Here is a 13,506-nt window from a genome sequence, read left to right on the forward strand (position 1 = left end):
ATGATATGTTAGCCTGAGCGGAGTCGAAGGCATCACGCAAGATGATTCGACTCCGCTCAACATGACATTGCCGTTATGTTTGATACACTTATGTAGAAGAGATTACTTGGTACCAAACGCACCGATATAGTCGGCCGGTGCGGGCGATTTATAAGTCACGCCGTTGATCACGAGACCCTCGGCATACAGGCGTGTAAAGCTCGTTTTACCTTTGCCCAGTGCTGGTGAACCGGCTTGCAGGTGAAAATCCCAGGCTGTGTTGAAAGTGGCGTTTCTGCTGTCGGTGGTCAACGGGTAGTTCACAAATTTGGGATCGTTGTCGCCCACTTTGGCCGAAATCAGGTCGTTAGCGCCTTTCAGGATCTCAACCGACGGTTGGAATTGCTTCACACCCTCTTCGGTAGCACCATAATATAATGTGTTGCTGATCACCGAACGGTCGTCTACCGATTTAGCTACATTTTCCTTCTTGATACCGAAGCGGTCGTTGGCAAGTAGGTTATTGTAAAGGTCTGCACGAACGCCTTTTTCGAGCCAGATAGAGCCGCCCTTGGTGGTGGGCCTTCTCCAACCTGCATTGATGATCGTGTTGTTATACCCGACAATATAAGCCTGGGGAGAGCGGTCGCCGGAGTTTGAAAGTTTCAGTGCATTGGTGTTAGGGCTGTAAACTACATTGAAAGCGACATCGGCCTGCACGCCCGACTTGATATTGATCGCATCGCCGCCCGATACACCGGTCGTATTGAAGGTATTGTTGGCAATGATCACCTTTCCGCCTTCGATGTAGAAGCCATCTTCATTGAAATTGCGGATAATGCTGCTCACTACCACGAGTTTACCATTCACATTGGGATAGTAAATAACCGGCACGTGTTCGCCGGCTTCGGCTTTATACAAACCTGCCTTTACCGACGGCGATTCTTCCGTCGTAACAGCGCCGCCATATTCAAGAATGGTGTTGCTCAATACGAATTCAGCCGAGTTGGGGCCGGCGATCAATCCACCCCACAGGTTACCGAATTGGTTACCGGCGGTTTTCCAGGCATCAGGCACGGTGAATTTGACTGGCGCAGCTGCTGTTCCCAGGCTGTAAAGATTTCCTTTTACAACTACTTCCGGCTTGATCACCGAGTCGCTGAAAAGTACGGTTACGCCTTCCTCGATAGTCAGTGACTTGCCTTCCGGGATTTGAATGTGGCCGGTCACTTTGTAAGTATTGCCTTTGGTCCAGGTACCGGAAACTTCGCCGGTTACGGATTGTTCGGTAGGTTGAGGATTAACCGGTGTAGGCTCGTCTTTGTCGTCGCTGCAACCGGTGATCAGGAATGCGGCGAGGGCTGAAAGCATGAATAGCTGTTTCATTTTGGATTGGTTCATGAGATTAAAAATTTTGATGACGGATTAAAACTTGTATCGTACACCCAGCAGGTAGGAACGCTGGTAGCGGTCGCGGCGAATGAGCGTTTTGCCTTTCAAATCCTGGTTCGGGATTTTGACATTGGCGGTATTGGTATTCTTCATATAAACTTCCATAGGTGTGTCGAGCAGGTTGTTGGCTTTCAGGAACACACCGAGGCCATTGCGGAAGGTTTTTTCCACAGAGGCATCCATTTGAATGAAGCCTTTTTGCCAGAGGTCGTTGTCGAGGAACTGCGAAACGGTGTTGATGCGGTCGCCCGTGTAGCCACCCGCCAGTTGTGCATCGATGCCGTTCTCCTGGTTTTTGTAGAGTATCGAAAGGTTGGCCACATGCGCCGACTGTCCGTAGAGCGGCCGGGTTTGCTGCCCATTGATGGTTTCAAGATCGCCGCTCTCGTTACGTATGCGCCTGGACTTGGGTGTGGTAATGCGGGAATGCGTATAGGTGTAGTTGGCTTTGATCCCGAACTGCTTCACGTATTTGATATAGTCGATTTCGAGGCCGTAGTTTTTCGCATTTCCGAAATTGCCGGGGGAATAGTAAATGTCCTGTCCGCGGATAGCGTCGCGTTGGAGGGTGTATTCGATTGGGTCTTTAATAATTTTATAAAAAGCACCCACCATAAACTGCTCCGAAGCACGCGGGAAGAGCTCGTAGCGCAAGTCGATGTTATCGGCAATGGCACGTTTCAGGTCGGGGTTACCGCGTTCCTGGTATTCCTCGTTGACAATGCGGTAGGGCACGATCTCGAAGAAGCCCGGACGGTTAATGGAACGGAAGTACGAGGCACGGAGGTTGACATGGTCTTCCGGTTTGTATTTGATATGCAGGCTGGGTAACACGTCGGTGTATTGCTGCTTGCCGTCAGGACGGTCTTCTCCAATCGGAAAGAGCATTGAATAGCCCTGGTCGGTATTTTCCACACGCACGCCGCCAAGTATTTGCAGGTTCTTGGTTTCGGCTTTGAACTGCACAAAACCTGCTTTGATCTGCTCGGTGGCATCGTAATTCAATGCGCTCGCTACCGAGCCACGTGGGTTCTGGATCGTCCAGCGGATCTGCGTGTAGTCGGTGAAATCCTTTCCGTATTTTGCAAATGGGTCGGCCGGGCGGAGCTGGTAGTTGTTGTAAAAATTGGAGCGTGTTTTGTCGCGGAACAAGCCGCCTGCGATCCATTCTATCTGTGTGGAGCCGATGGTTGTATGGTAGGTTAAATTGAGGTAGGCCGACAGGTCCTGATCGGAATTGTGCTCCCAGCGCCGCGACGCATCACCGACGGTTGTTTTTCTTTCCTGGAAGTTCTGCATCGCCCCGATCAGCGGGACAGTTACATTGTCGGGAACCTCGTTGGTGGCTTTGGAATACACCGCCGACCATTGTAATGCGAGTGCTTCTGCCAACTGATGCTTACCTTGCAATGTGCTGTTGAATATCTGTTGTCTGGTCAGTCGCGAGCGGGTGGAGTAGCTCAGGGTCGCATTACCTGCTGCGGGATCGTAGCCCCCGATGGTTAACTGGGTGGCTTTCACATCCCTGACCTGCACGTTGGTCAGGTTCACGAATGCATTATAGAATTGGATTTTATGCTTCTCATTGATACGATAATCTATTTTCGAATGCAGCCCGTAGCGGATCTGTTGCTCCGAATACCGGCGTTCGCTCATTTTTGTGAGCGCTTCACCGCGCAGGGTATCCACCGCTTCCGAATCGAAGAAGAGGCTGTTGCTGCCCCGGTGGGTATTCTGGTAACTACCGGCGAGCAAAATACCGAGCTTGTCGTGTGCGAAGCGGTTGCCTACCGCAATGCTGCCTAGCAGGTTAGGTGCAGGTGTTTTGAGTTTGTAATTGACGGCGGCAGTCGAAAAATCGGCCGGAGTGGCATTGTACAGGTTGCCGTTCCGCTCATAGGGTGATTTGGATTGAATGCTTCTGAAATCATAACCCATGAATTTGCGGTCCATAAATAGCTCATTATAGCCGGTGGAAACATTGGCGGAGAATGTAAACTTATCGGGAGCATCTTTCATGACCATATTCACCGCACCACCGATTGCGTCGCCTTCCATGGCAGGTGTGAGGGCCTTGTACACTTCCAGGCGGTCGAGGAGGTCGGAAGGGAAAATATCCAGCGGAACGTAACGGTATTTGTTATCCGGGCTCGGGATTTTTACGCCATTTACGAGTGTGTAATTGTAGCGTTTGTCCATTCCTCTAAGGATCGCATGTTGACCGTCGCCGTTACTGTTGCGCTCGATGGAAATCCCCGAAATGCGCTGGATTACGTTCGCAACGGTGAGGTCGGGGGAAATCTGGATGGTTTTGCCGGAAACGATATTCATAACCTGGCTCGCATTGCGCTCCATAAAGCGGGCAGTATTGTCGCTCGCGCCGTCGCGCTTGCCGGTGACGGCCACTTCTTCAAGTTTGAGACCCGCAGCGGCTTCGAGCGAAAGATTCATTTGAATAACCTCATTCCCGTTGACCGCAAATTCCCTTTGTATGGGTGCATAGGAAATGTGGCGGATATTGAGGCGGTAGGAGCCCTTTTGCAGGTTAGGAATCGAGAATGAACCGTCGAGTCCTGAAATATCGTGCAGGTTGGTGCCCTCGATGGAGATCACGACGCCCAATGCAGGTTCGCCGGTGGCCGCTTCAAGGAGCTTGCCTTTCAGCGTCCCGGCTTGTAGGCTTGTGATTGTGAATAGCGAAAGGAGGATATACAGGTAACTTCGGATCATCGTATCAAAGTTGTTGTTGGCAATCGGCAATCGGCAGTCGGCTTTGAAATTTAGCCGGATCGCCGGACCGCCGGGTCGCCGGACCGCGGTCGTGTTTTTTTGACAATGCGAAAGTGTGCAGAACAAACTCAGTGATCCAAATCAGCCCCGTTAACAAAAGAGCAACAGGCCATTGTGAAGCGTTACATCAAGGCAACAAGCGTTAAATTTTCCATGCAACATTTTGTTATCCAGGGATTTAAATCCCTGGATCATGGCATTATGATTGCATTACCGCACTGTTAAGAAATTGTGAAGTGGCTAAATGGACTGGATATAGGCCGAAAGATTGTCGCCTGCCGCGAGGTTGAGTTTCTTACGGAGGCGATGGCGGATCACACGCAGACTATCCTGCGAGATGCCGAGTAGCGTGGCAATGTCGGTAGAAGTAAGGTTCATTTTGATCAATGCGATCAGCCGGAGGTCGTTCGCAGTGAGCGGGCCGGTTTGCTGTTGGAGGCGGTCGAAAAACGATTGGTGTACCTGCTCAAATATCCCCCTAAACTCTTCCCAATGCTGGTTGTCCTGCAAGCCTTCACCGATTTGTTCGGACAGTGCTTTAATCTGCTTCCGCTGGTCGCGCTTATCGTCTTTAATCATTTCATCGAGCTTCGCACGCAGGTCTTCCAGCAGTTGATTTTTGCGGATTACGTGCAAGGTGTAGCTGCTTAGTTCCTGTGTTTTGGTTTCGAGCTGTTGTTTGAGGTGCTCTTCTTCGAGTTTTTTGTTTTTTAATTCAACCTCCATCAGTTGCTTTTGCGCTTCGTATACCTGCTTGTGCTGCGCGCGGAGCTTTTGCTCATTCCGGATTTTGAGGCGCTGCCGGCTGATGATCAATGCCGCCACGACGATAATCAATACCACCACAATGCCTGTTGCAATGGAGATAAGCGTATCGATGCGCCGCGCCTGCGTCAGCTGTTCAATTTCGTTGTCCTTCTTCTCTATTTCATACAGCGTTTGCAGTAATGCGAGCTGTTTGTTGCTTTCCTCGGAGTAAATGTCATTGAGCAGACTGCGGCTCAGCGTGAGGTAGTGGAATGCACTGTCGTTGCGGGCGAGGAGGTTATAGGCTTTGGAAATATCATTGTAAGCGCTCGAAATCTGGTAGCGCTCACCGCTGGTTTGGGCGAGTTTCAGACTTTGAATACTATAAACCAAACCTTCGCGGAACCGGCCGGTTTTCCGCAGCACGTCGCCCAGGTTATTCACGACTTCTACCTGCGCCCTCGCATTATGAGTCTGCGCGTTGAGCGTATAAGCTTTGTTGAAATAGAAATAGGCCGAATCGTACTTTTCGAGGTCTTCGTAAATGCTGCCGATGTTTTCGTAAATCTTTGCGGCGCCGTCGGTGTGACGGTCGAGCTGGTAGGATTGCAGGGCTTTACGCTGGAAATGGAAGGCGCTGTCGTACATTTCGCGCTTTTCATAAAGGTGACCGATGCGCCCGTAAATCTCTGCCTTACCCGATTCCAGGCCGAGATTTTGGTAGATGGTCAATGCTTCGTCGAACTGTTTCCGGGCCAGTTGCGGCCTGCGGGTGCGGTAATAGAGCTCGCCTAGCATATTCAGGTTCGCGGCCAGCATTTTTTGCTGATCCTTATTACGAAATAGCTTCTCGGCTTGCAGCAAATAGTCGAGCGACTGCGGGTAATGCCCCGAAATGAAAAGCAGCCGCCCAATCTGCTGCAAATAGCCCGCAGCTTCCACGTCATTGTTCTTCCTGATGGCCGAATGATAATTCGCTTTTAAGCCGATCAGCAGAGAATCGGAGTTTTGCGGACTTGCGCGAATGGTATGTTCAGGCTCCTGGGCCAATGTTGTTTGGATAAATAAGCAGGATATCGAGATGATCCATGCCGCAACCAGGGTAATGCGGGGCAGGATAGGAGAGGGAGAATGCTTCTTGGCGCGGCCGGTATGCATGACAGAAAGCGCTGGGTTAATTTCACGCAAGTTACGGCGACGTGCCTGCATGAATGCCAAAAGCCATTGAAATACATCAATGGCTTTTGAAAATTAATATTGAGGTAACATTGCGTTAGTCTCAAATGAACCGGTTGATCAGGTTTTCGAGGTATTCCTGCTTGCCCGAAGTTGTCGCCGGTTCGCCTTTGGTAGCAGCCAGTTCAAACAGATCTTCCAGTTTCAAAGCACCTTTTTCGAAATCGGCGCCTTTACCGCTGTCGAAGCTTGCGTAACGGTTCTTGCGGATCTTGTCGTAATCTCCATTCTGGATAATCTTGTCAGCAATTACTAATGCACGTGCTACGGTGTCGATTCCGCCGATGTGCGCGTGGAATACATCATCCACATCGGTTGAGTTGCGGCGACGTTTTGCGTCGAAGTTGATACCACCGCCTTGCAGACCGCCTGCGTTCAGGATCACGAGCAATGCGCGGGTCCACTCAGCGATGTCATTCGGGAACTGGTCGGTATCCCAGCCATTCTGGTAATCACCGCGGTTAGCGTCGATCGATCCCAGGATGCCTGCATCGGCAGCTACCTGCAATTCGTGCTCGAAAGTGTGGCCTGCCAGTGTCGCGTGGTTCACTTCGAGGTTCAGGCTGAAATCGGCCAACAGGTCGTGCTGGCGAAGGAAGCCGATCACAGTTGCCGCATCGTAGTCGTACTGGTGCTTGGTAGGCTCACAAGGCTTCGGCTCGATGAAGAACTTACCTTTGAAACCATTCGCACGGGCATAGGCTACCGATATTTTCAGCATTTGTGCGAAATGCTCCTGCTCGCGTTTCATGTCGGTATTCAAAAGGCTCATATAACCTTCACGACCTCCCCAGAATACGTAGTTTTCGCCCCCTAATGCAATAGTAGCATCCAGAGCCATCTTCACCTGCGCACCTGCGTGAGCAACTACGTCGAAGTCAGGGTTCGTGGAAGCACCGTTCATATAGCGGTGGTGACCGAAAAGATTGGCAGTTCCCCAAAGGAGTTTCACACCCGATGCTTTTTGTTTCTCACCCAAATAAGCAGTCAGGGCCTGCAGGCGCTTTTCGTTGGTACGCACGTCGTCGGCGTAATCCACTACGTCTACATCGTGGAAGCAGTAGTAAGGAAGGCCCAGCTTGGTGATGAATTCGAATGCTGCATCCGCTTTGTCTTTGGCGCGGTCTACGGCATCTGGTTTTTTGTCCCATGGGTAAAAGAGTGTAGGTCCGCCGAATGGATCCAGACCAGCGCCGCAGAACGTATGCCAGTAAGCCACTGCGAAGCGCAAATGGTCTTTCATCGTCTTGCCGGCGATCACGCGGTTTTCATCGTACCAGCGGTAAGCCAGTGGGTTGTCGGTTTCCGGGCCTTCGAAAGAGATCTTTCCGATACCCTTAAAATACTCCTGTTCTCCGAGTAGAATGCTCATTGTAATGTAGTTAATCGTTTTTCTAATGCTTAAACAAACCGGCTGATGTAGTTGCGGGAGAACAGCTTCCTCCCTTCCTTCCATCCTCCTTTTTACCCTATTTTAATTAATAAGTGTAAAATTGACATTTCATACTGCAATACTATCACTTTTTTCTGAAAAATTTGCAGCACCCATAAAAAAGAGGAGCAGATTTAATTTCTGCTCCTCTCCCGGTGAGTTTTTAAGCGGTTCTGTGATCAGAAGAACTTCGCGCGGTGGTCTTCGATTTTCGCGTTTTCGCGGATGGCTTCGTTCACCAGGTACGACATGCGGCTTTCCAATGATTGGGTCAGCTGCGTTTTGTACTGGGTAAAGTCAGCGATCTTAGGCGCATCTGTCTTGCTTAACAGCTCCATGATGAACACTCCGTTTTCGCCGGTGAAAACACCTGATTTCTGTCCGGCTTTCAAACCGAATGCTTTTCCAAGTGCGATAGGGTCGAAACCTGCGCTGGTCAGGAAGCCGGTTGCCAGAGAGATATCGTTCGCTGATTCAACCAATGCACCTGCACCATATTTTTTTGCGATATCTTCAAGCGATCCGGTTGCGCCTTTCAGCTTCGCAGTGATTTGTTCTGCTTTGATCTGGTTGCGCACTTTGGTAGTCAGTTCGTCGCGGAAATCATCCACTTTCACATCTTTCGCATCCGATTTGCCTGTCAGAACAGCTACAACATATTGTTCTTCCGTTTCGAAAACGGGTGATACTGACGAAGGCTTGGTATCTTCTTTGAATGCCCATCTTACGATTTCGCGTGCATTCTGGATGGCATTGATATTGGTTGCCGATTCAGGAATGCGGTTTGCATTCGCGAGTACCAATGCTTTGTTTTTCTTAACGGCTTCTTCGAATTGCTCGCGGCTTTTTACCGAGTTGGCGAATTCGTCGGCTTTTCTGTAAGCTTCGTCACGGGTAGCCTGGCTTGGTGCAATGGTCTTACCGATGGTAGCGATGCGGTACAGGGTATTTGATTTCGGAGCAGTTACTTTAATAATGTGGAAACCGAACTGACTTTCTACCAAACGTGGGATCAGGCCGGGAGCGGTTGCGGAAAAAACAGCTTCTTCAAACGGCTTTACCATCGCACCGTTGTTCTGGAAATAACCCAGGTCGCCGCCGCGTTGTGCCGAGCCGGGGTCTGCGCTGGAGGTAGCAGCCAGTGCCTCGAAGTTAGCACCCGCTTTGATCTGCGCCAGAATGCCTTCCGCTTTAACGCGGGCAGCCGCTTTGGCAGAGTCCGACTGGTTTTCAGCCCGGATCAGGATGTGGCTTGCTTTTGCAGATGAAACGGTATCGGAGCGGGTTCCGCCGTATTTGTAGATATAATAGGTATTGCCTTCGCGGTAAGGTCCGTAAACACCACCGGGAACGAATGTTTTCACGGCCTCTTTCAACTGGTCGCTCATCGTAGCGTACGACTGGTTGATCGGCACCGGAATGTCGCTGTTCATTGCAGCAAATGCAGAGTCGCTCTGTGCGGTTGCGAGGCCGCGTGCGAGTTCTTTGATTTCGGTATACAATGCAGCACTATCGTCTTTCGCAGGCTGAACCGGGAACGTTACATACTCGATCGAACGGGTGTCGGTTCCTTTGTATTCTTTTTTGTGCGCGTTCAGATAATCTTGCAGCTGTGCGTCAGTTACTTTAATTGTAGTATCTACAACCGAGAAATAGGGTACATACAGGTAGCGGAGATTGGCTTTGGTATTTTGCGCTACGTACTCTTTCTCAGCTTGTGCTTTCGGAGTGTAGGTCGAGAGGCGAAGCATATTCTCGTATTTGGTACGGGTACGTTCTTCGCGAAGGCTCTTTTCAAAATTCTCCCAGGACTTTTGTTGTTCCAAAGGAAGGGTTTTGAGGTTCTTCAGGTAGTTGATCACCGCGTTTTTGTCGAAACGGCCGGTGGTAGGATCTGAAAATGCTTGCAAAATCGATGGGCTGATGTGGTTACCCTGTACCATGTCGTACAGTTCTTCGTCGGTTACCGTCAGTCCCAGTTTGTCGTATTGCTTTTTGTAAGCGATGTCCACCACGAACTGGTTCCACGCCTGATCTCTCAGACCAGCCAACTCGCCTTCGTTCAGGCTGCGGCCCGATTGTGCCTCATAGTTCTGACGAAATCCGTCCACCCGGCTTTGAAAATCTTTGATATTAATTTCTTTCCCGGCAATCTCTCCCACGATCTGGTTGTTGTTGCCGCCCAAGAGGGAATTAGGGCCCAGCAAATCGCCTCCAACCATAAAAAGAATTAAACTGATAGCGATAACCGTGACGGCTATCCCGGATTTTTCTCTGATTTTGTTAATTAAAGCCATTTTCTCGATTCAAATTAGTGCGCAAAATAAAAAGTTTTCTTGATGGAATGCAAGAGCTTACATCCGTATTTACAATTATTGGTAACATCCGGACGTTACGCGGCGCACCGGAGATAGCAAGAGGACGTTTTTGTGGCCTTAATACATGTGTTTCAGATTGAAAGCGTAGAGGATCGCCATGAAAATGCTGAAAAATACGCCAGCCATGGCGGTAATGACGCCCATCCAGCCGCCGATCATCAGCAAAGGCGCTGCAAATGCAACGGCCATGCCGCCCAGGTAGAGGTAGTATCCTCTCCGTTGCAAATTCCACATCAGGTAGGCTGCATACAGCGAAAGTGATTCAAAAATAAGCATGATGATGGCGCCGGTTTTGATATTCTCGGCGGTAGTTTGCTCAATTACAGCTTCAAACATCTTGTCCATCGTCTTCGTTTCGGCGGTATTGCCCTGACGTTCGAGGTTTTCACGGACAGCTTCAAACGTTTCTCGGGTTTTGTCGGCGGTAATGCCCGGGTTCCAGAGCCTTTCCGATTGGGTCCAAAGGCCCGAAACAGCACTCATGAAAGTAAGAAAACACAAAATCGTAAGGAACGTGGGGCGATTCACAGGTGCACTCATTCAGTTAATAACAGATCAGCAGGTTTTCTGATGAAGGATGTAAAATTTGCCGTTTTCGGTGAAAACACCAAAGGCATTTGAATATTCTTCCCGTCGGCCTACATTTGTCATTTTTTAATCCAATAAAAACTCAAACTTTCTAACAAACAGTACCTATGAGCCTTCAAATTTTGACTGAACGCATTGCAAATATCCTGGGGACCGATAGCGGACTGGATGCCACAGCCAAATTTGTGACCGACGAAGGAGTCCTGTTTGTCGATGGTAAATCCGTACCCAACAGCGTCTCCAACAAAGATGCCGAGGCAGATTGTACGTTCGAAGTTTCGGTGAAAAATGCATTGAAACTGATTGACGGCGACCTGAACGCGATGATGGCGCTTATGACCGGGAAATTGAAAATAGACGGCGACATGGGCGTTGCGATGAAGATCGCAGAAACCTTCGGTCGCCGGAAGTAGGCTTTCAGGCCGGGTGCCTTTTTTCTGGATACCATCAGTTTTCAATAAACGATCGCGCAGGCATGGAAAACCACGAAAAGGCATCCGGAAATACTACCAAAAGAAGGAATTTTATCAAAGCCGGTGCATTGGCGGCTGGCGGTTTTATGATCGTCCCGCGGCACGTACTGGGGCGGGGTTTCACCCCTCCGAGCGACAAGCTCAATATCGCCGCAGTAGGCTGCGGCGGCAAGGCCGATTTCAATATCAAACAGGCTTACAATAATGGTACGGAGAACATCGTCGCGCTTTGCGACGTCGACGACCGGCAATCAGAAAAGTACCGCAAGCAGTTCCCCAACGCACCTTATTATAAGGACTTCCGCAAGATGTTCGAGCAGGAGGCGAAGACGTTCGACGCCGTCATCGTTACCACGCCCGATCATATGCATTACCCCGTCGCCATTGCCGCGATGGAGCTGGGGAAACATGTTTATGTCGAAAAACCATTAACGAAAGACATCTGGGAAGCGCGAATGCTCACCGAAGCTGCCAGGAAATACAAGGTGGTAACCCAAATGGGCAACCAGGGAAGCAGCAGCGACGGTACACGCAACACAGAAGCGCTCGTGCAGTCGGGTGCGATCGGCGATGTGCATACTATTGAAGTGTGGACCGACCGCCCTGTATGGCCACAAGGGGTGAAATCTCCGAAAGATAAAGGCGAATCGCAACCCGTTCCGCCGGGCGTTGACTGGGATTTGTGGCTCGGTACCGCCCCGAAACGCGATTACCACGAAGCATATATGCCGTTCCGCTGGCGTGGGTACTGGGATTTTGGCACCGGTGCATTGGGCGATATGGGCTGCCACTTCCTGGATGTGCCTTTTCGTGCATTGAAACTCGGTTACCCAACCTCTGTGGAATGTAGCGTGGGTTCGGTATACACCGATTTCTTCCAGCAGGCATTCTTCGACGATGTAGCTCCGCCTTCTGCGAGCATCCATTTGAAATTCCCTTCGAAAATACCCGGCAAAGAAATTAACCTGAACTGGTACGATGGCGGAATGCGTCCGCAACTGCCCGACGGCTGTGACTACAAAGCCGTTTTTGGCAGTGTCGACGGCGGCATCTTATTTATAGGTACAAAAGGCATTATCAGTGCTGAAATGTTTGGTGAAAATCCGCGGCTATGGCCGGAGAAGAAATTCGCGAACGTGCGGATCGCCACCAAGCCGCGTGCATTGGTGCAGGGGGGCTGGCAAGGGCATCAGCAGCAGTTTGTGCAGGCCTGTAAAAAGGGATATGGCGCTTATACAAGCTCTTCATTCGACCAGTCGGGGCCGCTGACGGAGATTGTGCTCATGGGGAACCTGGCTGTGCGTTCGTACCTGCACCGCGAAGCGAAGGCGGATGGTAAAGGATTTACATTCCCGGGACGCCAGCGGCTGATGTGGGATGGGGCCAATATGAAGATCACCAACTTTGATGTGGCGAACCAGTTTGTGAAACGGGAATATCGCACGGGGTGGTAAAAATACGGGTAGTGCGAAGCTCTTGCTTCGCACACGCTATTTGCCAGCACGAAGCAAGAGCTTCGTGCCAGCTCACATTAAAGTTCCAGTTCCCGTAAATACATCTGGATCGTATTCTCCAATCCTATATATAATGCATCGCAAATCAATGCGTGGCCGATAGAAACTTCATCCAGCCAGGGAATGCTTTGTTTGAGAAAATGCAAATTATCAAGGCTAAGGTCGTGGCCGGCATTCAGGCCTAATCCGACTTCCCTGGCTTTTTCAGCCGCTTTGATAAACGGTAACACCGCTTTCTGACGGTTTTCAAAGTAGCCGGCTGCGAAAGGTTCGGTGTAAAGCTCCACGCGATCGGCGCCGCAGATTTTGGCCCCTTCCACCATTTCTTCATCCGGATCCACAAAAACGGAAACGCGGATTCCGGCCGATTTAAATGTGCCGACGAGATCGGTAAGTTGTGCGCGGTGGGTGATCGTATCCCAGCCGGCGTTGGAAGTAATCGCGCCCAATGCATCGGGAACCAGCGTTACCTGGTCAGGCTTATTGGCCAATACCAATTCCACAAATTTCTTTTCCGACGGATTACCTTCGATGTTGAACTCGGTCGTAACGAATTCGCGGAGGTCGTACACATCCTGGTAACGGATGTGCCGTTCATCGGGCCTGGGGTGTACGGTAATGCCCTGCGCCCCGAACCGCTCGCAGTCCAGCGCTACTTTCAATACATTGGGATTGTCACCGCCACGGGAATTGCGAAGGGTGGCGATCTTGTTGATGTTGACGCTTAGACGGGTCATGGTACTTTAATGTTGAATGATTGAATGATTGAATGATTGAATGATTGAATGAGTGCGTGGGTAGTATGTCAAGTGTTGTCAGTATGGCCAGTGAGTCATGGTTGTGCAATCAGGTCGTGGGAGCGAAGTGTGAGTTTTGATTCTTAGAGATGAGTTTTCAAGTGAATCACTAACTTTGCC

9 protein-coding genes are annotated in these 13,506 nt (G+C 50.3%); 2 read left to right on the forward strand and 7 right to left on the reverse strand.

Annotated elements, in window-relative coordinates:
• Positions 1-102: 102 nt before the first annotated feature.
• The 6 genes from ACQ4MZ_RS10450 to ACQ4MZ_RS10475 form a co-directional block, all read right to left on the reverse strand.
• Entirely contained in the window at positions 103-1,365 is a 1,263-nt protein-coding gene (locus ACQ4MZ_RS10450) for a right-handed parallel beta-helix repeat-containing protein (protein WP_430844822.1), read from the reverse strand.
• A gap of 39 nt (positions 1,366-1,404) precedes the next feature.
• A complete protein-coding gene (locus tag ACQ4MZ_RS10455; RefSeq protein WP_430844824.1) occupies positions 1,405-4,161 on the reverse strand; it encodes a TonB-dependent receptor domain-containing protein in 2,757 nt (918 codons plus the stop codon).
• A gap of 300 nt (positions 4,162-4,461) precedes the next feature.
• Complete coding sequence (locus ACQ4MZ_RS10460; protein ID WP_430844825.1) at positions 4,462-6,126, reverse strand: tetratricopeptide repeat protein; 1,665 nt, start codon at positions 6,124-6,126, stop codon at positions 4,462-4,464.
• Between the two features lie 121 nt (positions 6,127-6,247).
• A complete protein-coding gene (gene xylA, locus ACQ4MZ_RS10465; protein WP_430844826.1) occupies positions 6,248-7,576 on the reverse strand; it encodes a xylose isomerase in 1,329 nt (442 codons plus the stop codon).
• Positions 7,577-7,815: 239 nt separating this feature from the next.
• A complete protein-coding gene (locus tag ACQ4MZ_RS10470) occupies positions 7,816-9,933 on the reverse strand; it encodes a peptidylprolyl isomerase (RefSeq protein WP_430844827.1) in 2,118 nt (705 codons plus the stop codon).
• A gap of 138 nt (positions 9,934-10,071) precedes the next feature.
• A complete protein-coding gene (locus ACQ4MZ_RS10475; RefSeq protein ID WP_430844829.1) occupies positions 10,072-10,497 on the reverse strand; it encodes a hypothetical protein in 426 nt (141 codons plus the stop codon).
• A gap of 212 nt (positions 10,498-10,709) precedes the next feature.
• Here ACQ4MZ_RS10475 and ACQ4MZ_RS10480 point away from each other — a divergent pair, with 212 nt between their 5' ends.
• Positions 10,710-11,015, forward strand: a complete 306-nt coding sequence (locus tag ACQ4MZ_RS10480) for an SCP2 sterol-binding domain-containing protein (RefSeq protein ID WP_430844830.1) — start codon at positions 10,710-10,712, stop codon at positions 11,013-11,015.
• Positions 11,016-11,077: 62 nt separating this feature from the next.
• Positions 11,078-12,529 (forward strand): Gfo/Idh/MocA family protein, encoded by a 1,452-nt coding sequence (locus ACQ4MZ_RS10485; RefSeq protein WP_430844832.1) that lies wholly within the window; start codon positions 11,078-11,080, stop codon positions 12,527-12,529.
• Between the two features lie 77 nt (positions 12,530-12,606).
• Here the strand turns inward: ACQ4MZ_RS10485 and ACQ4MZ_RS10490 are convergent, their stop codons facing one another.
• Positions 12,607-13,326, reverse strand: coding sequence for a pyridoxine 5'-phosphate synthase (locus ACQ4MZ_RS10490; protein WP_430844834.1), 720 nt, complete (start codon positions 13,324-13,326; stop codon positions 12,607-12,609).
• Positions 13,327-13,506: the final 180 nt, after the last annotated feature.

Origin of the sequence: Dyadobacter sp. BHUBP1 (assembly GCF_050587785.1) — a bacterium.
Lineage (GTDB): Bacteria > Bacteroidota > Bacteroidia > Cytophagales > Spirosomataceae > Dyadobacter.